The 21,352-nt window shown below is 71.5% G+C and carries 20 protein-coding genes; 1 reads left to right on the forward strand and 19 read right to left on the reverse strand.

Annotation, left to right across the window (positions count from 1 at the left end):
- Positions 1–3 precede the first annotated feature (3 nt).
- The 15 genes from ACFVUT_RS03025 to ACFVUT_RS03095 all read right to left on the reverse strand — a co-directional run bounded on the left by ACFVUT_RS03025 (position 4) and on the right by ACFVUT_RS03095 (position 15,409).
- Complete coding sequence (locus ACFVUT_RS03025) at positions 4–762, reverse strand: CoA-transferase subunit beta (protein ID WP_389643252.1); 759 nt, start codon at positions 760–762, stop codon at positions 4–6.
- Positions 759–1,607: a CoA transferase subunit A gene (locus ACFVUT_RS03030; protein ID WP_389643634.1), complete on the reverse strand. Its 849-nt coding sequence runs from the start codon at positions 1,605–1,607 to the stop codon at positions 759–761. Before ACFVUT_RS03030 ends, ACFVUT_RS03025 begins: the two co-directional genes overlap by 4 nt.
- 14 nt (positions 1,608–1,621) lie before the next feature.
- On the reverse strand, positions 1,622–2,377 hold the full coding sequence (locus ACFVUT_RS03035; protein WP_389643255.1) for an enoyl-CoA hydratase family protein: 756 nt from the start codon (positions 2,375–2,377) through the stop codon (positions 1,622–1,624).
- 177 nt (positions 2,378–2,554) lie between these two features.
- The gene (locus tag ACFVUT_RS03040; protein ID WP_389643257.1) at positions 2,555–4,252 is read right to left on the reverse strand and encodes an IclR family transcriptional regulator C-terminal domain-containing protein; all 1,698 of its coding nucleotides are present in this window, start codon (positions 4,250–4,252) and stop codon (positions 2,555–2,557) included.
- 152 nt (positions 4,253–4,404) lie between these two features.
- Positions 4,405–5,583, reverse strand: a complete 1,179-nt coding sequence (locus ACFVUT_RS03045) for a 4-hydroxybenzoate 3-monooxygenase (protein WP_389643260.1) — start codon at positions 5,581–5,583, stop codon at positions 4,405–4,407.
- On the reverse strand, positions 5,580–6,761 hold the full coding sequence (gene pcaD, locus ACFVUT_RS03050; protein WP_389643263.1) for a 3-oxoadipate enol-lactonase: 1,182 nt from the start codon (positions 6,759–6,761) through the stop codon (positions 5,580–5,582). The genes ACFVUT_RS03045 and pcaD overlap by 4 nt, the downstream gene beginning before the upstream one ends.
- Positions 6,758–8,314, reverse strand: coding sequence for a 3-carboxy-cis,cis-muconate cycloisomerase (gene pcaB / locus ACFVUT_RS03055; RefSeq protein WP_389643266.1), 1,557 nt, complete (start codon positions 8,312–8,314; stop codon positions 6,758–6,760). The genes pcaD and pcaB overlap by 4 nt, the downstream gene beginning before the upstream one ends.
- The gene (pcaG, locus tag ACFVUT_RS03060) at positions 8,301–8,927 is read right to left on the reverse strand and encodes a protocatechuate 3,4-dioxygenase subunit alpha (RefSeq protein ID WP_389643268.1); all 627 of its coding nucleotides are present in this window, start codon (positions 8,925–8,927) and stop codon (positions 8,301–8,303) included. The genes pcaB and pcaG overlap by 14 nt, the downstream gene beginning before the upstream one ends.
- The gene (gene pcaH / locus ACFVUT_RS03065) at positions 8,927–9,697 is read right to left on the reverse strand and encodes a protocatechuate 3,4-dioxygenase subunit beta (RefSeq protein ID WP_389643271.1); all 771 of its coding nucleotides are present in this window, start codon (positions 9,695–9,697) and stop codon (positions 8,927–8,929) included. The genes pcaG and pcaH overlap by 1 nt, the downstream gene beginning before the upstream one ends.
- Positions 9,698–9,707: 10 nt before the next feature.
- Positions 9,708–10,898, reverse strand: coding sequence for a thiolase family protein (locus ACFVUT_RS03070; RefSeq protein WP_389643274.1), 1,191 nt, complete (start codon positions 10,896–10,898; stop codon positions 9,708–9,710).
- Positions 10,895–11,551: a CoA transferase subunit B gene (locus tag ACFVUT_RS03075; protein ID WP_389643277.1), complete on the reverse strand. Its 657-nt coding sequence runs from the start codon at positions 11,549–11,551 to the stop codon at positions 10,895–10,897. The genes ACFVUT_RS03070 and ACFVUT_RS03075 overlap by 4 nt, the downstream gene beginning before the upstream one ends.
- Positions 11,551–12,315, reverse strand: a complete 765-nt coding sequence (locus ACFVUT_RS03080) for a CoA transferase subunit A (protein ID WP_389643280.1) — start codon at positions 12,313–12,315, stop codon at positions 11,551–11,553. The genes ACFVUT_RS03075 and ACFVUT_RS03080 overlap by 1 nt, the downstream gene beginning before the upstream one ends.
- A 405-nt stretch (positions 12,316–12,720) precedes the next feature.
- Complete coding sequence (locus tag ACFVUT_RS03085; protein ID WP_389643283.1) at positions 12,721–13,266, reverse strand: GNAT family N-acetyltransferase; 546 nt, start codon at positions 13,264–13,266, stop codon at positions 12,721–12,723.
- Between the two features lie 296 nt (positions 13,267–13,562).
- Positions 13,563–14,750: a GDSL-type esterase/lipase family protein gene (locus tag ACFVUT_RS03090; protein WP_389643286.1), complete on the reverse strand. Its 1,188-nt coding sequence runs from the start codon at positions 14,748–14,750 to the stop codon at positions 13,563–13,565.
- 89 nt (positions 14,751–14,839) lie between these two features.
- On the reverse strand, positions 14,840–15,409 hold the full coding sequence (locus ACFVUT_RS03095) for a TetR/AcrR family transcriptional regulator (protein ID WP_389643289.1): 570 nt from the start codon (positions 15,407–15,409) through the stop codon (positions 14,840–14,842).
- A 607-nt stretch (positions 15,410–16,016) separates the two neighbouring features.
- Between ACFVUT_RS03095 and ACFVUT_RS03100 the strand changes: the two genes are divergently transcribed.
- Entirely contained in the window at positions 16,017–16,541 is a 525-nt protein-coding gene (locus tag ACFVUT_RS03100) for an SRPBCC domain-containing protein (protein ID WP_389643292.1), read from the forward strand.
- Between the two features lie 169 nt (positions 16,542–16,710).
- On the opposite strand, the gene ACFVUT_RS03105 is transcribed toward ACFVUT_RS03100, so the two are convergent.
- Genes ACFVUT_RS03105 through ACFVUT_RS03120 form a run of 4 tightly spaced genes read right to left on the reverse strand, consistent with a single transcriptional unit; the run spans position 16,711 to position 21,351 of the window.
- Positions 16,711–17,448, reverse strand: a complete 738-nt coding sequence (locus tag ACFVUT_RS03105) for an ABC transporter ATP-binding protein (protein WP_389643295.1) — start codon at positions 17,446–17,448, stop codon at positions 16,711–16,713.
- Positions 17,445–19,280 carry an ATP-binding cassette domain-containing protein gene (locus ACFVUT_RS03110; RefSeq protein ID WP_389643298.1) on the reverse strand — a complete coding sequence of 612 codons (1,836 nt, stop codon included), beginning with the start codon at positions 19,278–19,280 and terminating at the stop codon, positions 17,445–17,447. The genes ACFVUT_RS03105 and ACFVUT_RS03110 overlap by 4 nt, the downstream gene beginning before the upstream one ends.
- Entirely contained in the window at positions 19,277–20,146 is an 870-nt protein-coding gene (locus tag ACFVUT_RS03115) for a branched-chain amino acid ABC transporter permease (protein WP_389643301.1), read from the reverse strand. Before ACFVUT_RS03115 ends, ACFVUT_RS03110 begins: the two co-directional genes overlap by 4 nt.
- Positions 20,147–20,196: 50 nt before the next feature.
- A complete protein-coding gene (locus tag ACFVUT_RS03120) occupies positions 20,197–21,351 on the reverse strand; it encodes an ABC transporter substrate-binding protein (RefSeq protein WP_389643304.1) in 1,155 nt (384 codons plus the stop codon).
- Position 21,352 lies beyond the last annotated feature (1 nt).

Genomic DNA, 21,352 nt, shown 5'->3' on the forward strand with positions numbered 1-21,352 from the left:
CGCTCATGCCGGAACCTCGCGCTCGCGCAGCCCCTTCGGGTCGACGACCTCGCGGATCAGCCGCAGTTCCGCTTCCGTGGGATCACGGGTCCACGGCACCTCGTCGGGGATCGTGAGGGCGAATCCGGTGGCCTCGGTGACCTGCTCGACGGTGACCCCGGGATGCAGGGCGCGCAGCCGCATCGTGCGGTCGGGGGTATCGAAGTCGAAGACGCCCAGGTCGCTGATGACCTCGGGGAGCCGGTGGAAGCGGGCCGCCGAGGGGCCGGCCGCCGCCGCCCGGTCGTGTCCCACGCCGCTGACCATGTCGACGCGCTCGACGAACACCCGGGCCGAATGCCGGGGCACCCAGTAACTCGTCGGATTGTTCACGGTGTTGCCGGGAGCGCCGCGCACCCCGAGCAGTTGCCGGGTGGGCCTGCCCCAGTCGCCGATGCAGGAGATGTTCTGGTTGCCGTACCGGTCGAGCTGGCTGGCGCCCATCATCACGTGCCGGCGGCCGGTGGCGGTGAGCGCGAGATGCTGACGGAACGGCAGCCAGCCCTCCACGATCCCCGGCGGCACCCCCACCGCGGGTACGTCACCCATGAGCAGCGCCTCCCCGTCGGTCAGCAGCAGGCGGGGCGCGAAGGTGAGCTTCGCCAGGCGTGCCCCGATGGCCGGGACGGTGCCCATCGGGCTGGCGAGGACCTCGCCGGCGTTCCGCCATGCCTCGGCACAGGCCACCACGCAGTAGTCCGCGCGGGTCGCCGTGGCGCTCATGCTTCCTCCCGGTGGAACGCCGCGACGGCGGCCTGGTACGCGGCCTCGTCCCCGGACAGGAACCGTTCGCCGAAGATCTGCCACGCCCCGGGGTCGCGGGCGGCCCGGACGTAGGCGCGCTGGAAGACCTCGTCGCGGTCGTGGTCGGGTACGCAGGACGTGAAGTGCGCGCCGTTCGGCGTCTCGACGACCCCGTCCACGAACAGGCGCTTGACCAGGAGGGTCTGAGGTCCGTGCTCCTTGAGCAGGTCCGCCGTGTCGACGACGCGCTCGCAGGAGACGTACGCGTGGTCGGCGGCCTCGCAGAACAGGTCGTCGAAGTACGGATCGGGGCCCAGATACTGGCCGTTGCCCTGCGCGTCGGCGCGGTTGAGATGCACCAGAGCGGCGTCCAGGCGCAGGGCCGGTGCCGCGACGAGCTCCTCACCGTCCTCGTACGGGGACGTGACGGTGCGCAGCGACGGGTTGACCCTCATCACGTCCGACCCGAGTCCGGCCCGGACCGGCATGAAGGGCAGCCGGTGCGCTCCTGCGGTCAGGCCCCACATGAGCATCGCCTCGTCGAGCTCGACCATCTCGAACGCGCCGCGCTGCCGGGCGGCGGTGAAGTGCGGTTCGAGCGGTACGGAGTCGAGCGTTCCGAACGCCGTGACCAACTTGCGGATTTTCCCCGCGGCCGCGAGCAGACCGACGTCCGGGCCGCCGTACGAGACCACGGTCAGGTCGGTGAGGTCCGAGCGCAGCAGCGCGCGTACCAGGGCCATCGGCTTGCGACGCGAGCCCCAGCCGCCGATGCCGATCGTCATGCCGCTCTCCAGACGGCCGACGGCATCGGCGGCCGTCATCGTCTTGTCCTGTGTCACGTCTCCCGCTCCTTGTCCGCGCCGAAGGTGTCGCGCACGCGGCCGGCCACGCCGCTGAGGTTGGCCTCGAAGGTGAAGCCCTGCTCGAACCGGTAGCTGCGGCGGACGTCGACCGGGTCGATCCCGTTGATGGCGGCCTTCGCCAGCCGGATCAGGCAGCCGTCCTTGGCGGCGATCTCCCGGGCCAGATCGAGTGCGGCCGCCGCCAGCCGGTCGCGCGGGACCACGCGCCACACCGAGCCGTGCCGGTGCAACTCCTCGGCCGTCACGGTGCGCGAGGTGTAGTACAGGGTCCGCATCAGATGCTGGGGGACGAGCCGGGCGAGGTGCGTCGCCGCGCCGAGTGCGCCTCGGTCCAACTCCGGCAGGCCGAAGGAGGCGTCGTCGCTGGCCACGATGGCGTCCGCGTTGCCCACCAGGCCGATGCCGCCGCCCAGGCAGAAGCCGTGCACGGCGGCGATCACGGGGACCTCGCACGAGTAGACCGCGGCGAACGCCTCGTAGCAGCCGCGGTTGGCGCCGATCAACGCCTCGTGCCCGCCGGCACGCTGCATCTCCTTGATGTCCACGCCCGCGTTGAAGCCGCGGCCCTCGGCGGTGAGCACCACGCACCGGACCTTCGGGTCGGCGCCTGCGGCGCGCACAGCGGTGGCCAGGTCGTACCAGCCCTGCACAGGAAGGGCGTTGACCGGGGGGAAGTCCACGGTGACGACCGCGACGCCCTCTTCCGGGGCGGAGGTGGAGACACCCATGAGCAGATCAACTACCTTCCACCAAACGTTTGTTAGGTGCAAGGTAGCAGTGAACCGGATGCCGCGGGAGAGTGCCACGGCCCGGTCGCCGTATCGGGCCCGGCGGGGCGCGGCCGAGGCAGCGGCGGCGGGACGGAGCCGCCCGCCGCGCGACCCGTCGAAGGGAGCCGGGCCCCGTCAGGGGATCGTGAGCCGGACCCGTTCCGTCACGACGGCCAGGTCCTCCTCGATCGACGAGGCTGCCGCCGTGAGAGCGGGCAGCACCGCGCGCCGCACGTCGTCCGGGGTGTCCAGGCCGGCGTGGGCGGAGACGTTCACGGCGGCGACCACCCGGCCCGCACGGTCGTGCACCGGCACCGCGATCGACCGCAGGCCCTCCTCCAACTCCTGGTCCACCAGGGCATGGCCGTCCCGTCGCGCCTGAGCCACGGCTGCGGCAAGATCGGCGGTGCCGACCCGGGTGAACGGCGTCAGCGGACGCACCGGGGCGCGGGCCAGCCGCTCGGCGGCTTCCCGCTCCGGCAGACCGGCCAGCAGCACCCGGCCCATGGAGGTGGCGTACGCCGGGAAACGCGTACCGACCGTGATGGTGACGCTCATGATGCGTACGGTGTGCACCCGGGCGACATACATGATGTCGTCACCGGCCAGCACCGCGACGGACGCCGAGTCGTGCACCTGCTCCACCAGCCGGGCCAGATGGGGCTGCGCGATCTCCGCGAAGGTCAGCCGGGAGAGCCGCGAGTAGCCCAGTTCCAGCACCTCGGGCAGGAGCGTGAAGCGGTGTCCGTCACGGGCGGGGGCCGCGTACCCCAACTGCTGCAAGGACAGGAGCGCACGGCGGGCGGTGGCGCGGGCCAGGCCGGTGGCCTCCGCGGCACCGGACAGGGTGAGCCCACCCGGCGCCGATCCCAGGGCGGTGAGCACGGCCAGCCCCCGGGTCAGCGACTGCAGGAATTCCGGACCCAGCTCCGCCTTGGCGGTGCGCGAGGTGTCCGGGCGGCCGGGTGCGGGCGCCGCGGCCGGTGCGGGGGAGGCCAGGGCCGCCTCCATCCGCGCCCCGTACTCCCGCAGCCGCGGCACAGCATGCTCGGCCAGCGACTTCGCGCTGTGCCTGCTGGTGTGACTGACCACGCTGAGCGCACACACGGCTCTGCCGTCGGGCCCGTGCACGGGCACCGCGACGGCGACCAGACCGGGCTCGATCAGCTGGTCGTCGACCGCCCGGCCGGTGTCCCGGGCCTCGGCCACCCGCTGCCGGAGCGCCGACTCCACCTCGTCCGGGGCCGGGGCCGGGGGCGCGGGGCGTGGGGGGACGGCGGCGAAGCCCGCGTTGTGGGGGTCGCCACGCAGCCGGGTGCGCCAGGCCACCCACTGCTCGGGGCTCCACTCGGCGGCGAACAGGGCCCCCGGAGCGCAGCGTTCGGCGGGCAGCAGGTCGCCGATCTGGAAGGCCAGTGCCACGGAGCGCCGCCGGGTGGACTGGCTGATGAAGCGCACCTCCGTGCCGTCCGGCACCGCGAGGGAGACGGACTCGTCCAGCTCGTCGGCCAGTTCGACGGCGAGTGGTTCCAGGGCGTCGGGGAGGCCGCAGCAGGCGAGGTACGCGTTGCCCAACTCCATCAGCCGCGGCGTGAGCAGGACGTCGCGGTCGTCCTCGACGCGCAGATATCCCAGATGGCCGAGGGTGGTGACGACCCGGTCGACGGTGGAGCGGGCCAGGCCGGTCGCGCGGACCAGATCCCCGGGGCGCATGCGGGGCCCGGGGTGGGCGGCCAGGGCACGCAGCACGGCCAGCCCGCGCTCCAGCGGACCGACCGGCTTGCCGCCGGGTGCTGCGGCGTCCGCCTCGGGCGCGGTCGCGGCGTGCGGCATGCGGTCCTCCTTGTCGGGCCTCCGGGTGTGCGGAAACCGTACCTGCCCGGCCCGTGACGGCGTGGAGCGGTCGGGTGGCCGCGGCCCGGCCCGAACAGCGCCGGAGTCACGGGGCCGCTTCCCGGGCCGCGTGCCGCCCCGCCGACGGGTGGTCAACAGATGTGCAGGCCCGCGTAGTTCTCGGCGAGTTCCGCCGCCGCGTGCCGGGACGACGCGATGCGGTCGAGCTGGGAGACCTGGAGCCGGGTCTCGAACGCGCTCTGGCCCGGATCGGTGTGCAGGGTCGTCGTCATGAAGTACGAGAAGTGCTCCGCGCGCCACACCCGGCGCAGACAGGTCTCCGAGTACGCGTCGAGCAACTGGCCGGAGCCGCTCTCCTTGAGCCGGGCGAAGGCCCGGGCGAGCACGACGACGTCGGAGACGGCGAGATTCAGGCCCTTGGCACCGGTGGGCGGCACGATGTGTGCGGCATCGCCGGCCAGGAAGACCCGGCCCCAGCGCATGGGCTCGGTGACGAAGCTGCGCATCGGCAGTACGGCCTTGGAGACGATCGGGCCGCGTGCGAGCCGCCAGTCGCCGTCGGTCGCGAATCGGGCGTCGAGTTCGTCCCATATCCGCTCGTCCGGCCAGTCGGCCGGATCGGTGCCGTTCGGGACCTGGAGGTAGAGCCGGCTGACCGTGGCGGAACGCATGCTGTGCAGGGCGAAACCGCGCGGCGAGTGGGCGTAGATCAACTCGTCGCAGGACGGCGGGACATCGGCCAGGATCCCGAACCACGAGTACGGGTAGACCCGTTCGAAGGTGTTCATGGCGCCGTCCGGGACCGCGTTGCGGGTCACCCCGTGGAACCCGTCGCAGCCCACGACGTAGTCACAGCCGAGAGTCCGGTCCTGGCCCCGATGGGTGTAGTGGATGACGGGCCGGTCCGTGTCGGCTCCGGTGACCTCGTTCACGCGGGCCTCGAACAGCAGGGGGGCGCCGTCGGCCGTCCGGAGCGCGATCAGGTCCTTGACGACTTCGGTCTGGGCGTACACCCACACCTTGCGGCCGTCGGTGAGGGACGGGAAGTCGATGCGCTGGGCCCGGCGGTCCCAGCGCAGCTCGATGCCGTCGTGCACCAGACCCTCACGGTCCAGTCGCTCGCCCGCACCGCACTCCCGCAGCACGTCGACCGTGCTCTGCTCAAGGATGCCGGCGCGCTGGCGCCGCTCGACGTAGCCGCGGTCGCGGCTCTCCAGGACGACGCAGTCGATGCCGGAGGTGTGCAGCAGCCGGGCGAGCAGCAGGCCTGCGGGGCCTCCGCCGATGATGCCGACGGTGGTGTGGTTCATGACGGTTGCCTCTCCTCTTCGAGAACGCGGTTCGCGATGGCGAAGGCGGCGTTCGCCGCGGGCACGCCGCAGTAGACGGCCGTCTGCAGCAGGACTTCCTGGATCTCCTCAGGGGTGAGCCCGTTGCGCCGCGCCGCCCGTACGTGCATGGCCAGCTCCTCGTGGTGGCCGTGGGCCACCAGCGCGGTGAGGGTGATGCAGCTGCGGGTCCTGCGGCTCAGTCCCGGCCGGGTCCAGATCTCGCCCCATGCGTAGCGGGTGATGAAGTCCTGGAAGCCCGCGGTGAAGCCGGTGGTGCGGCCGATCGCCCCGTCGACGTGCTCGTCGCCGAGTACGGCGCGGCGCACGGCCATGCCCGCGCCGTACCGGCCGGCGTCGTCGGTGGGCGGTGCCGGCTCAGCCGTGAAGTGTCCCAGCAGGGCGGCCAGGACGGGTGCCGGACGCTCGACGTTGGCGAGGTGCGCGGCGTGCGCCACCTCGGTCAGGGCCGCGCCGGGGATGGTGTCGGCCAGCTCGCGGGCGTGCGAGACGGGCGTCGCGGGGTCTTCGCGTCCCGCCACGACCAGGGTGGGCGCGGTGATACGGGACAGCTCGGCGCGCATGTCGTGGACGGCGAGCGCGTCGCAGAGCCCCGCGTAGGCTTCGGGGCTGACCGCGGACAGGCCGTCGACCAGCGCCCGGGCAGCCGGTTCGGCCGCGAAGGAGCCGGTGAACCAGCGCGCGGCGGCGGTCTCCGCGACCGGGCCGATGCCTCTCGCACGAACCAGAGCCGCGCGGTCCGACCAGCCCTGCGGCTCCCCGAAGCGGGCCGACGAGCACAGGACCGCGAGCGAGGAGACCCGCTCGGGGTGGTGCACGGCGAGCCAGGTGCCGACCGCGCCGCCGAGCGAGATACCGGCGTAGGCGAACTCCTCGATGCCCAGCGCGTCGGCGAGGTCGAGGACCAGCCGTGCGAGGTCGGCGACGGCGGCGCCGTCGGGCAGCAGGCCGGCCGGGGAGCCGCCGTGACCGGGCAGGTCCCAGCGGATGACCCGGTGGGTCCGGGACAGGGCCGGGGCCTGCGGATCCCACACGGCCAGCGACGTGCCGAGCGAAGGGCCCAGGACCAGCGGCGGGGCGGAGTCCGCACCGTCCACGCGGTGGTGCAGCAGGCGCTGTGCGGGGGTGGACGTGCTCATGCGGACTCCTCGTTCCGGTGGTGCGGGGGCTGCCCGTCGGGCGGCAGGTCGGTCGCGTGCGGCTCATGGCCGCGGGCCGGTGCGCCGGGCCGGTGCCGTCCGGTGCCGTGTACGGCCGGGTCGTGGGTGGTGCCGGCACGGCGCAGGGCGCGGTCGACCAGGGTGCCCGCGGAGCCCGCGTAGTGTGTCGGGTCGGTCAGTTCTCGCAGCCGGTCCTCGGTGAGGACCCGGGCGATGCCGGGCTCCTCCAGGAGGGCTCCGGCGAGGTCTCCGCCTTCTTCGGCGGCGCGGCGGGAGGCCCGTGCGAGTGCCTGCCTGGCCTCGCCGCGACCGATGAGCGCGGTCAGCGCCGCGGCGATCCGTTCGCTGACGATCAGGCCGGCGGTGGCGTCGAGGTTGTCCCGCATCCGGTGCGGGTGGACCCGCAGGTCCTGGACCAGTTCGGCGGCGTCGCGGGCGGCGCCGCCGACGAGGCGCAGGGCCTGGCGCGCGGGCTGCCACTCGGCGTGCCAGGCGCCGGCCGGGCGTTCGTCCTCGGCGGCGAGTGCCCCGTAGAGCACGGCGGCGAGGGCGGGCACCTGGCGGGCCGCGGCGGCGATCAGTGTGGCGCGGACCGGATTGGCCTTGTGCGGCATCGCGGAGGAGGAGCCGCCCGTCCCCTCGCTGAGCTCGCCGGTCTCGGTGCGGGACAGCGACAGGACGTCGGCGGCGAGCTTGCCGAGCGCCCCGGCCGCGAAGGCGAGCGCCCCGCCGAGGTCGGCGACCGGGGTGCGCAGGGTGTGCCAGGGGAGGACGGGCTCGGCCAGTCCGGTCTCGGCCGCATAGGCGGCGAGGAGCCGCAGACCGAGGTCCGGTGCCGCTCCTGCCTCTGCCTCCGCTCCCGCCTCCGCTTCGGTGGGTGCGCCGTCGGCCTCGGCGAAGGCGTGGAAGGCCGCCAGGGTGCCGGCCGCTCCGCCGAGCTGCGCGGGCAGCGCGGCTCGGACGCAGGCGAGGCGTTCGCGGGCGTCGAGCAGCAGCGCACGCCAGCCGGCGGCCTTGAGACCGAAGGTGGTGGGCACGGCGTGCTGGGTCAGTGTGCGTCCGGCGATCGGTGTGTCGCGGTGCTCGGCGGCGAGCCGCGCCAGGGTGCAGGCCGCGCGGTCGAGGTCGGTGAGGACGGGATCCAGGGCGCGGGCGGCGACCAGCATGGCCGCCGTGTCCAGGATGTCCTGACTGGTGGCACCGCGGTGCACATGGGTGGCGGCCCGCCGGTCCTGCTCGGCGACCGCCGCCGTGAGGTCGGCGACGAGCGGGATCACGGGGTTGCCGCCGGAGCGTGCGCGCAGCGCGAGATCCCGGACGTCATAGCGGGCGGTCCTCGCGGCAGCGGCCGTCACGGCCTCGGCCGCCGAGACGGGGGCGAGGCCCAGCGCGGCCTGGGCGCGGGTCAGCGCCGCCTCGGCGTCCAGCATCGCGCGGACGTACGCGGCGTCACCGGTGGCGGCCTCGACCGCTGATCCGGCCTGTCCGGGGGAGAGCAGACCGAGGTCCTCGGCGGGATCATTCGAAGGCAAGGAAGACCGTCTCCTCGTGCTCACCGTCACCCTGCAACCGGATGTCGAAGCGGTGTGTCCGTTCCCCGTCCGGTACGAGGAGGAGCGTGGCGCGGCGCTCGGGAGCGAGGCCGGTCAGCAGCGGTTCGGTGTCCGGGTCGGTGAGTTCGGGCAGATAGGCGCGGGTGTGCAGATGGTGGAGCAGACCGCGGGCGAAGACGATCAGCGAGAGGTAGGGCACACCCCCGGGCGGCAGCGTACGCAGCTCGTAGTGTCCGTCGGCGTCGGTCGCGACACGGCCGAAACCGGTGAAGCCGACGTCGCGCCGGCCGATGACCGCTCCGGTGACGGGGTCGCGGCGCAACGAACCGGGGGCACCGCGGCGGGAGCCGTCGGGCGCCGGCTGCCAGAGCTCGATGAGCGCGTCGGGCACGGGCGCTCCGGCGCCGTCGCGGACGTGCCCGTGGACGGTGAGGGCGTCGGGGTGCCGGGCGGGCGCGATCTCACCGCCCTTGGCGAAGGGCAGCGCGTAGCCGTAGAACGGGCCCACGGTCTGCGACGGTGTGGGAGCCGGACCGGGGGAGCGCGGCCCGGCCGCGGCGTTCACGGCGGTGGCGGGTGACGGGCGGGACATCAGCGGTTCTCCTCTGTCCAGGTGGCGGCCGGGCCGTCGAGGACGATGTCCCAGCGGTAGCCGAGCGACCATTCGGGGGTGGACAGGTCGTGGTCGTACGTCGCGACGAGCCGCTGCCGCGCGGAGTCGTCGGTGACGGACTGGAGTATGGGGTCGTAGGCGAAGAGCGGGTCGCCCGGGAAGTACATCTGGGTGACCAGCCGCTGGGTGAAGGCGGTGCCGAAGAGCGAGAAGTGGATGTGGGCCGGACGCCATGCGTTGACGTGGTTGCGCCAGGGGTAGGCGCCGGGCTTGACGGTGACGAACTCGTACACGCCCCGGTCGTCGGTCAGGCAGCGGCCGACGCCGGTGAAGTGGGGGTCGAGCGGCGCCGGGTGGTCGTCCCGCTGGTGGGCGTAGCGGCCCGAGGCGTTGGCCTGCCAGACCTCGACCAGTTGGCCGCGTACCGGGCGTCCGTCGCGGTCCAGGACCCGGCCGGTGACCCTGATCCGCTCGCCGAGCGGCTCGCCCTGGTGCCGGCGGGTGAGGTCGTGGTCGAGGGCGGTGACATCGGTGACGCCGAAGACCGGACCGGACAGCTCCGCCGCTTCGGGATCGTGCACCGCGACCAGCGGTTTGCCGGGGTGGCGCAGGAGGGTGCTGCGGTAAGGGGCGTATCCGCGGTCGGGATGGTGGCGTGCGGGCGCACCGCCGGCCACGGCTTTGGCATAGGTCTCGCGCTGCTCGGCGATCTCGGCCGAGATCCGGCCTTGGGTCAGGGGAGTGGTCATCAGGGTTTTCCTACCTTTCCAGGACGAGGGCGAGGCCTTGTCCGACGCCGATGCACAGGGCGGCGAGGCCGGTCCCGGAGCCCGCCGCGGCGAGCTGATGGGCGACGGCCCCCGCGATGCGTGCGCCCGAGGCGCCGAGCGGATGGCCGATGGCGAGGGCGCCGCCGCGCGGGTTGACGATCGCCGGGTCGAGGCCGGGCCACTCGGCCAGACAGCCGAGGGACTGGGCGGCGAAGGCCTCGTTGAGCTCGAACGTGGTCAGGTCGCCGAAGCCGCGGCCGGCCCTGGCCAGGGCCTTCGTGACGGCCTCGACGGGACCGAGACCGAAGTACTGCGGTTCGACGGCGGTGACGGCCGAGGCCCGGACGCGGGCCAGCGGCTCACGGCCGGTGGCCCTCAGCCCCTCCTCGTCGACGAGCAGCAGCGCGGCCGCGCCGTCGTTGAGCGGCGACGCGTTGCCCGCGGTGACCGTGCCGTCCGGGCGGAAGACAGGCTTCAGCCTCGCCAGCGACTCCGGCGATGTGGTGTCCCGAATGGTCTCGTCGCGGGTGAGGCCGACGCCGTCGACGGGTACGACCTCACCGTCGTACAGCCCGTTCCTCCAGGCACGGGCCGCCTTCTCGTGGCTGGCGACGGCGAAGGCGTCCTGCTGCTCGCGGGTGATGCCCTGCCGGTCGGCGACCAGTTCCGCACCTTCCCCGAGCGGTACGGTCCACTGCGGTTCCAGACGGTCGTTGACCATGCGCCAGCCGATGGTGGTGGAGAACAGCTCCTGGTGGCCGGCGGGGAAGGCGCGTTCCGGTTTGGGAAGTACCCAGGGGGCGCGGCTCATCGACTCCACACCGCCCGCGACGGCGACGGAGGCGTCGCCGACCGCGATGGCGCGGGCCGCCTGAATGACGGCCTCCAGTCCGGAGCCGCACAGCCGGTTGACGGTGCTGCCGGGAACGGTGACGGGCATTCCGGCGAGCAGCACGGCCATCCGGGCGACGTTGCGGTTCTCCTCGCCGGCACCGTTGGCGTTGCCCAGGAAGACGTCGTCGATCCGGGCCGGGTCCAGGTCCGGAGTGCGGGCCAGCAGGGACCGCAGCACACCGGCGGCGAGATCGTCGGGGCGCACTCCGGAGAGGGCGCCGCCGTACTTGCCGACCGGTGTGCGGACGGCATCGACGATGTAGACGTCACGCAGTCGGCGGGTCATCGCCGGCCTCCTTCGACGGTCGCGGCGATACGGACCGGTGCGGCGGTGCGGCGCAGGATCTCCTCCGCGCCGACGCCCGGGGCGGTCTCCACGAGGACGAGGCCGTCACCGGTGACGTCCAGGACACCGAGGTCGGTGATGACACGGTCCACGCACGCCCGGCCGGTGAGCGGCAGGGTGCACTCGTCCACGATCTTCGGGCTGCCGTCCTTGGCGGTATGGGTCATCGTCACGATGACGCGGCGCGCGCCGTGCACCAGGTCCATGGCGCCGCCGATGCCTGTGACCAGCTTGCCGGGCACGGCCCAGTTGGCGAGGTCGCCGCGGGCGGAGACCTGCATGGCGCCCAGCACGGCGGTGTCGATGTGGCCGCCGCGGATCATGCCGAAGGAGAGCGCGGAGTCGAAGAAGGAGGCGCCGGGCAGCACGGTGACGGTCTCCTTGCCCGCGTTGATCAGGTCCGGGTCGACCTCGTCCTCGTAGGGGAACGGGCCGGTGCCTAGGATGCCGTTCTCCGACTCCAGGACGACCTCGACACCGTCGGGGAGATGGTTGGGGATCAGCGTGGGCAGTCCGATGCCGAGGTTCACGTATTCCCCGTCGGCCAGTTCGCGTGCCGCGCGGGCGGCCATCTCGTCCCGGGTCCAGGCCATCAGACCGACACCTTCCTGGTCGTGCGCTTCTCGATCTTCTTGTCCGCGGCCTGGCCGGGGGTGAGAGCCACCACCCGCTGGACGAAGATGCCGGGCAGATGGATCTGGTCCGGATCGATCTCGCCGGGCTCGGCCAACTCCTCGACCTCGGCGATGGTGATCCGGCCCGCCATGGCCGCCAACGGGTTGAAGTTGCGCGACGACTTGGTGAAGACCAGATTGCCGTGCCGGTCACCCCTGGCCGCCCGGACCAGTGCGAAGTCCGTGGTGATGGCCCGCTCCAGCACGTACTCGACACCGTCGAACACGCGGGTCTCCTTGCGCGGCGACGCCACCGAGACACCGCCCTCGCCGTCGTAGCGCCAGGGCAGGCCGCCCTCGGCGACCTGTGTGCCGACCCCGGCCGGAGTGTAGAAGGCGGGGATACCGGAACCACCGGCACGCAGCCGCTCGGCCAGCGTGCCCTGCGGGATGAGTTCGACTTCCAGTTCCCCGCCGAGGTACTGCCGCGCGAACTCCTTGTTCCCTCCGATGTAGCTGCCCGTGACCCGTGCGATCCGCCCTGCGGAGAGCAGGACGGAGAGACCGGTGTCCATCGCGCCGCAGTTGTTGGAGACCACGCCCAGCCCGCTGACTCCGGTGTCGTGCACAGCCCCGATCAGTGCGTTCGGCACGCCGCTGAGGCCGAAGCCGCCGACCGCGAACGACGCTCCGTCGTGGACATCTGCCACGGCCTCCGCGGCCGAGGCGACCACCTTGTCCATCCGCCCGCCTTCCATATGTTCGCCTAGTGAACTTAAGTTCATATTGTTTCTTGAGTCTGATCCCCCGCATCCCGTTCGTCAATGTCCCGGGCGGAACGGATTCCACGGACGCCCACCGCACCGAGCGGGCGCGACCGTCACGGGGGTGGGGCGGCCTTTTTCCTGCGGCGTCGCCTACGCGGTCCTTCTGGCGGTTGGGACGGCATCCTGTTGGGCGTCATGGAAAATGCACTACGGGTGCGGACGTTCGGGCAGCTTGGTGCCGACATGCTCGGTGGGTGTGCCTGCCGACGAAGGGCATATGAAAGGTGTGCGGAGGTGCTGGGATCACGGCAAGAACGGACTGTCCGCGCCGAGGCCGACCACCGCTTGACGGCCCGTGGATCCGCCCTGCCGAGCAGGAGCTCAAGCGGGCGGCACGGCTGAAGACCACACGCCGAACCACTGCTCCGCGCCGTACGCCTCGAACCGCTCCAGCTCGGTGAACCCGAGCCTCGCCGCGAGGCGCAACGAGCGGATGTTGGCAGTCTGGGTGCAGAGCACCACCGGCTCACCGGGAAGCGCGCCGGCAAACCAGTCGAGTGCCGCTGCGCACGCCTCGGTGGCGTACCCACGTCCCCACGCCTCCGGCAGGAACAAGTAGCCGAGCTCGGTCTCCCCGGCCTCCCGGCGGTGACCCGGACGCTCAAGGTCCTGCGGGTCGAGCTGGACTGTGCCGATCGTCGCTCCGTCGAGCTCGACCACGAAGAAGCCAGGGCGTCGCCCGGGTACCTCGGGCACCGTGCGTTCGAGCTCGTCACGCGGTCGAGGGCCACCGAGGTACGTGCGCACCTCTGGCGAAGCGTTCAGTGCGATGACCGCCGCACGGTCCCGGGCCTCGGACTCGCGGAGTACGAGCCGCTCGGTCTTGATCGGGACAGGTGGCCAGGCAAGGGCTCTGGAGTCAGTCATGCCGACCAACGTAGCCAGCAGGCTCGACAGCGACCCAGAAGAGCGAACCGACCGCCCTGCGACACACCATGCCCGGCATGACGTCCGCCGAGTCCGCCGGCTGGATCAAGCACCACCCCGGCCTCGCCGGCCGCAGCGATCAGCTCTTCACCGACGACGCCGTCACCCTGCAAGAGCGCGTCGTCCCCCGCGCGTCGTCCCCCGCGCGTCGTCCCCCGCGCGGCGGGCCGCGGCCGGCCGGGCTCGGTCGTGCGTACCGCGCGGACGGACGCCGGGGCGACGTGACAGCGCCCGGTTCAGGCGCCGGGGTTCGCGAAGGCGCCCTCCGGGGCGAAGGCCAGCTCCGCGAAGCGTTCACCGATGCGGCGGTGAGTGGCGGCGTCCGGGTGGAGCTGGTCGGGCAGCGGCAGCTCGGCGGAGTCCGCCTCACCGTAGAGTGCGCGGCCGTCCAGGTAGTGCAGGTTCGGATCCTCGGCGGCCCGCTGCTCCACGATGCGCGACAGCTCGCCGCGGATGACGTTCAGCGTCAGCTTCCCGGCAGCGCGCTCGGCAGGGTCGCCGGTCGCGCGGAACCGGAGCCTGCCGGTGCTGAGCGCGCTGAGGTCGAAGGCTGCGGGGCCGGGGGTGTCCTCGTGGATCGGGCACAGGAGGGGCGAGACGACCAGCAGTGGTGTGGTGGGGTGCCCCTCGCGGATGGTGTCGAGGAAGCCGTGAACGGCCGGGGTGAAGGCGCGCAGCCGCATCAGGTCGGCATTGACCAGGTTGATGCCGATCTTGAGGCTGATCAGGTCGGCGGGGGTGTCTCTGATGGCGCGGGCGGTGAAGGGGTCGAGCAGGGCGCTGCCGCCCAGGCCGAGATTGATCAGTTCCACCCCGCCGAGGGAGGCGGCCAGCGCCGGCCAGGTGGTGGTGGGGCTCGCGGCATCGGAGCCGTGGCTGATCGAGCTGCCGTGATGCAGCCATACCTTGCGGCCGTTGTCCGGCGCGGGCTCGACGGGGGCGTCGGTGCGCAGGGCGACGAGTTCGGTGGTCTCGTTGTGCGGCAGCCAGATCTCGACGATCTTGGCGCTGTCGGGCAGGCCGGAGAAGCGGAGGGTGCCGGGCGGGCCGGACCGGTACTCCGTCGTGCCGGCGGCCATGTCGATGGTCACGGTGTTGCCGCCGCTCACGGATGCCTGGCCGGCCGGGCATCCGTCGACAAGGAGGTCGTACACCCCGTCGGGGCGGGGCGGGGCGCCCACGTAGACCCGCTTGGTGGGCAGCGTGTCCAGTTCGACCGCGGTGGCCCGGGTGCGGAAGACCAGCCGTACTCCGGAAGGCTGGGACTCGGCCATGGCGAGCTGTCCGTCGGCGCACTGCGCGCGGGCCCGGGCGGGCAGACGGTGGGGCAGCAGGCCGCGCTCGGTGCGCTCCAGATCGAGGGCGCCGCGCAGGAGGTCGCCGGTGAGGGGCGTGGTGATCCAGCCGTGCTGGTTGGTGTGCATGGTCTCCGCCTGTTGATCAAGATGTTCGGTGGTTCGGATGCGGCGATGCGCCGCGCGACTGCCGGCCTTCGGCCGGTGCGGGCCCGGTGTCAGGGGGCGGGCCAGTTGCGCAGCAGGGCGTCGAGGGCGTCCAGGACCCGGGACCAGGTTTCCTGCGTGTCGGGCGCGCTGTGGCTGAACCCTCCGCCCAGCTCCAGGCTGACGTAGCCGTGGAAGACGCTTCCCAGCAGCCGGACCGCGTGCGTCTGGTCCGGCTCCGCCAGGTCGTAGCCGCGCAGGAGCGCCCGGGTCATCTGCGCGTGCCGGACGCCGGCGCTGGAAGCGGCCGTCGCCGGATCCAGTCGCATCTGGGCCGCGGCGTAGCGGCCGGGATGCTCCCGGGCGTAATCGCGGTAGACGTTCGCGAGGGCGGTCAGGGCGTCTTTTCCGGCCCGGCCGGCCAGGGCTTCGGCGGCCCGGTCGGCGAGTTCCTCCAGGGCGAGCAGGGCGATCCTGGTCTTGAGGTCCTGGGAGTTCTTCAGATGCGAGTACAGGCTCGCGACCTTGACGTCGAACCGTCTGGCGACCGCCGAGACGGTCACATGGTCGAAGCCGACCTCGTCGGCCAGTTCCGCCCCCGCTCGGGTGAGGCGTTCCGCGGTCAAGCCTGCGCGCACCATGCTCTTCCTCTCGTCAGCAGAATCGATTATGCATTTGCCTAAGGCCTTTAGGCAAATCACCTCGTCGTTCATTAATTTGCTGACACATGAGGTACACAAGAGGTACGTCCGGGCCGCGGCGACCGTCAGGGGCAGCACCGCATGGCGATGGGGCACGGTGATGGCAGGCCGTACACACATGCCCACGGGATACGGACGTCTTCACGCTCTGCCGTCCTGGGCCCGCCGAGTGGCGGGAGTCCACCCGGCTGGCGAAGATGCAGGCACGGGCGCAGGGACAGCGCGTGGCCAGGATGTTTCCGCGCTGACCGTCGACCGGCCGGCCGACGCCGGCTGACGGCACGGGACAGCACACCGCTTCCCGGGCGGACCGGACCGGACCGTCGTCCTCCGGGGCGTACGGACCACCGTCCTCCCGACGCACGGGGCCTTCCACACACACCGCGGGCCAGGACATCGCCGCGCCGACCGGGCAGGTCCGCTCGAAGGCCCGCGCCGGTGGACAGCCGTGCCCGACCGCGTGAGCCGGGGCGCCGCCGGGTGGGCACGAAGCCGGCCCGACCACAAGGGCCGCCGCCCTTCACCCACGAGAAGGAACCGGAGACTCATGAGCGACACGCAGAACGCGATCCACTGGCCCGACCGATACCTGCCGGGCACCACGGACAACTTCGTCTCCAACGAGGTCATCGTGAAGGGCCTCAGCCACCAGGACGTCTGGCCCCTGCTCGCCGACACCTCGAAGTGGACGTCCTACTACGACAACGCCTCCGCTCCGGTCTTCCCGTCCGGCGGCGGCCCGCTGCTCACCCAGGGCGCCGTCTTTTCCTTCGCCACCTTCGGCTTCCCCCCGCTCGACGCCGAGGTGGTGGAATACGTCGAGCCCGGCGACGGCACTCCCGGCCGGCTGTCGTGGACCGCGCAGCAGGACGGCACGCCGGAGGAGAAGCTGGATGTGCTGCACGCGTGGCTGGTCGAAGACCTGCCCGGGGGCCGGGTGCGGATCCTCACCCAGGAGTCGCAGATCGGCCGGCCCGCCGCCGACCTGGCCGTGCAGAAACCCAATCCCATGCTCAACGGCCACCAGACATGGCTGGACGGGCTCGTCGCTGCCGCCGGGGCAGGCACGTAGAAGCCCGGGCAGCCGGGAAGGAGCGGCAGCCGCGCGGGCTCGGCCGGGACACCCGCGGTGGGCCCGTGGAGGCCCGCCGGTCCGGCCCGTCCGCTGCCCCGTGTGCGGCAAACCGGCGGCGACGTGGTGGGACGCACCCCGTGCCGCCGGCCCCGCACCCGGCCCGGCCTCACAACCCCAGGTAGATCTGCCGGACCCGTGCGTCGTGCGCGAGTTCCTCGGAGGTGCCGGACATGGCGACCGAGCCGTTCTCCATGACGAGGCAGTGACTGGTCACCCCGAACGTCAATTTGGCGTTCTGTTCGACCAGGAGCAGCCCGAGCCCTTCCGTGCGCAGCCGGACGAGGATCTCCAGGACGTTCTCGATGAGTTTGGGCGAGAGGCCCATGGAGGGTTCGTCCAGCAGCAGGAGCTTCGGGCGTGACATGAGGGCCCGGCCGATGGCCAGCATCTGCTGCTGGCCCCCGGACAGGTCGCCGGCCGCCCGGTTGCGGAACTCCCGCAGGACGGGGAAGAGGTCGTACACATGAGCGAGGGTGTCCCGGGTTTCTCCCTTCCACGACCGGTGGTACGCGCCGAGCAGCAGGTTCTTCTCGACGGAGAGCCCCGGGAACACATGACGTCCCTCCGGTACGTAGCCGACACCGTGGCGGACCATGTCCCGGGCCCGGACACGGCTGAGGTCGGTGTCCCCGAGTGTGATCCGGCCGGTCGTACGGGGAACGAGGCCCATCAGCGCCTTGAGTGTCGATGTCTTGCCGGCGCCGTTGGATCCGATGATGCCCATGGACTGACCCGGAGCGACACTCAGCGCGACCGACCGGACGGCGCAGACCCCGCCGTAATGCACGGTCAGGTCCGCAACGACGAGGCTGTCGGTGGTGGGCCCGGTGGCGGTGGTCGTCATCGTGATGCCTCCGGGGCGGCGGGTACGGGGATGTCGGCGGGAGCCGAGTCGCCGAGGTACGCCTCGATGACCTCAGGGGTCGCGGCGACTTCGGCGGGCGTGCCTTCGGCTATGACGGCACCGGCCGCCAGGACGGTGATCCGTTCGCAGAGGGACATCACGAGCCCCATGTTGTGCTCGATGAGGACGACGGTGACGCCGTCGTCGCGGATGGAACGGACGATGGCGGCAAGCTGTCCGACCTCCTCGCCGTTGAGACCTGCCGCAGGTTCGTCGAGGAGCAGGAGCCGGGGCCGGCCTGCCATGGCCCGTGCGATTTCGATGCGGCGCTGGATGCCGTAGGGGAGGGACTGCGGGGCGGCGTCGGCGAAGGCGGTGAGTCCGTAACTCTGAAGGATGAGGTCTGCCTCCTCGTGCAGCCGGCGCTCGGTCCGAAGGACGCCGACGGGCCACAGCGCGTACTGCCACACCGTCCGGGTCCGGGAGCGGTCGAGTACCACCAGGATGTTCTCCCGGACCGTCATCTGGGGGAAGAGGCGCAGGTTCTGGAACGTACGCGCCATCCCCCACAGCGACAGCTGGTAGGGCCGTGCCTTGCTGATGTCCCGGCCGACGGTGGCGACCTGTCCCGCAGTGGGCCGGTAGAGGCCGCTGATCACGTTGAACAGGGTTGTCTTGCCGGATCCGTTCGGGCCGACGATGCCTCGGATCTCGCCCTGGCCGACGGTGAGGGTGACGTCGTCGAGTGCGGTCAGTGCGCCGAAGCGCTTGGTGACGTGGCTGATCTCCAGTGCGGGACCGGTGCCGGGGCCGGTGGCGGTCACGGCGTCGCCGGACCGCGCGCCGGGCAGGAACGGGCCCAGTTCGGTGGCGTGCACCTCTTCGTCCTTCTTCCGGCGGCGGACGGCGGCGGTGATCCTTTCCGGGATTCCGGCCAGCCCGGTGGGTGCGAAGACCACCATGAGGACGACGACGGCTCCGTAGCCGAGTTGTGCGTAGACCGCGAAGTCGACGAGCGCTTCCCGGATCAGGACGAGGCCGACGGCGCCGACGACACAGCCGATCAGGCTGCGCCGGCCGCCGATGATGACCATGGCCAGCAACAGGAACATGTTGCTGAGACTGAAGGTCTCCGGGGCCACGTACCGGATAAGACCCGCGTAGAGGATGCCCGCCACACCCCCGTACACGCTGGCGAGCAGGAAGGCCGTCATCCGCAGCAGCGGGATCTCCGCTCCCATGGCACCGGCCGCGAGGGCGTCGTCGCGCATCGCGCGCAGTCTGCGTCCGAGCCGGGTCCGTACGACGAACATGCCGAACGCGAGCGCGAGTCCGAAGACCACGATCTCCAGGTAGTAGTACATGTACTCGTCGGCGAGATCGATGCCGGGGAAGGGCGGCACGGGAATGCCCGAGATGCCGTCCGCGCCTCCGGTGATCTCCGCGTTGGTGATCCAGTTGACGAATCCCAGCGCCAGACCGAGCGTGACGATGCCGAGATAGTGGGACTGCATGCGCAGGGCCGGCAGCCCGACGAGAAGTCCGACGAGGACGGTGATCACGACGCCCAGGACCGCGGCGGTCCAGAAGCCGTACCCGGAATGGGTGGTCAGGATGGCGGTGGTGTAGGCGCCGACTCCGAAGAAGGCGACCTGGGCGAGGTTGATCTGGCCGGACACGCCCATGACCAGGCCCATGCCGATGGCGAGCAGCGCGAAGATGAGCGCGATGTCGACCACGTGCATGGCATATCCGTTGAGGCCGTACGGCAGTGCGCCGGCGGCGAGACACGCGAGCAGGACCAGCGGTGCCCTGGACTTGAGGAGGTTCATGCGCGGCTCACCGTCCGTTCGCCGAAGATGCCGGTCGGACGGATCATGATGGCCGCGGTGAAGACCAGGAAGGTGACCAGGACGGAGTAGCCCTGGAAGTGGTCGGCGGTGTAGGAGTCGAGGACTCCGATGGCCAGGCCGCCGACCACCGCGCCGGGGATGCTGCCGAATCCACCGAGCATGGCGGCCGCGAAACCCTTCACGCCCAGGGCGCTGCCGAGGGTGGCGTCGACGTAGAGCATGGGTCCGGCGAGGCTGCCCGCGAGGGCGGCCAAGCCGGCGCCGATGGCGAAGGAGAGTGCGTTGCTGCGGCCCACGTGGATGCCGACGGCGGTGGCCGCTTCGTGATCCATGGCCACTGCCTGCATGGCCGCGCCGGGCTTGGTGCGCTGGAGGAACAGGGTGAGCAGGACGACGGATATCGCGGTGACCGCGATGACGAGCAGGTCGTAGGTGCGGATGCGGATGCCCATCAGGTCCAGCGGCGCGGAGGAGATGGGTGAGGGCATGGCGCGTCCGGTGGTGCCCCAGATGAGGGTGGCCGCCGCTTGCAGGACGGTGCCGAAACCGATGGTGCCGATCAGCATCAGGTCGAAGTCCTTGTTCTCCAGCGGGCGCAGGACCCGCTCGATGACGAGACCGATGACGCCGGTGACGACGATGGAGATGACGATGGCAGCGGCGAAGGGGACGTGCGTCGTGAGGTAGAACGTGGACGCCGCGTACGCGCCGATCATCGCGACGTCGGCGTGGGCGAAGTTCACGAGGCCCATGGTGCGGTAGACGACGGAGAATCCAACAGCGATCAGGGCGTAGACCGCTCCGAGACTGAGACCTCCGACGAGTGTTTGCAGGGTGACTTGCATGGTGACTCCCTGGTGCCGGTGCGGAGCCCGGCGCTCGGCTCGGAGGACGTCTACTGCGCGGCGGAGAGCTTGCCGTCCTTGATGATGCCGATGGTGGTCCGGAAGATGCCGACCCCTGTGTCGTCGTAGGCGAAGTCGCCCAGCAGCCCCTGGTACTTGGTGGCGCGGATCTCGTCGGCGAGCTTCTTCCCGCCCGCCACGCCGTTGTTCTTCAGTGCCGTGAGCACGATGTTGGTGCCGTCGTACGCCTTGGCCCCGTGCAGTTCGGCCTCTTTGTTGTATGCGGCCTTGTACGCGTCGGCGAAGGCGCGACTGGCATCGCTGACCTCGTTGCTCAGGTAGGGCGAGCTGACGATGGTGTTCTCGACGTTGGCCGCACCGGCGGTCTCGATGAAGACCGGGGTGCCCTGGGGCGCGGCACCCGCGAAGGGAACGGTGATACCGAGGTCGCGGGCCTGCTTCACGATGAGGCCGGCTTCGACCTCCTCGGATCCTATGAAGACGGCGTCGGGCTTGGACTGCCGGATCCGCGACAGGGCGGCGCTGAAGTCCTTCTGGTCGGTGGTGACGACCTGGTTGGTGACCGGTGTGACGCCGACCTCCTTCAGCGCCGCGGTGAACGCGTCGTGCTCGCCCTTGCCGTAGGAGCCGTTGTTGGAGATCATCGCGATCTTCTTGAACTTCTTGGTCGTGACGAGATAGTCGGCCAGGGAGGTGTCGTATGTGGTGCTGGTGGGGCCGTTGAGGAAGAGGAACGGGCTCTTGGCATCGACGAGGGCAGTGGCCTGACCGGAGGTGATGTTGGGGATCTCGGCCTGCCTGAGGATCGGGGCCATGGCGACGGTGACGGCGCTCTCGGCGGTGCCGATCATCGCGACGTAGTTGCCGCTGTCGAGCTTGCGCGCGATGTTGGTGCCGGTGGTCGGGTCACCCTGGTCGTCGAAGACGGTCGCCTCGATCTTGCGCCCGTCGATTCCGCCCTTCTTGTTCCATTCGGAGATGGCGAGCTTCGCGCCCTTGGCTTCCCAGTCCCCGAGGGAGGCGAGCTGTCCGCTCTGCGCGTTCACGATGGCGATCTTGATCGGGCCGCTGTCGCCCGCACCGCCGGAGTTCGAGTCGCCGGGAGCGCTGCAGGCGGACGCGGTGAGGAGTGCGCCGAGGGCGGCGGCGGAGATGCGAGCGGTGCCGCGGGTTCTTGCACGCATG

Source organism: Streptomyces sp. NPDC058051 (genome assembly GCF_042885475.1).
Taxonomy (GTDB): Bacteria; Actinomycetota; Actinomycetes; order Streptomycetales; family Streptomycetaceae; genus Streptomyces.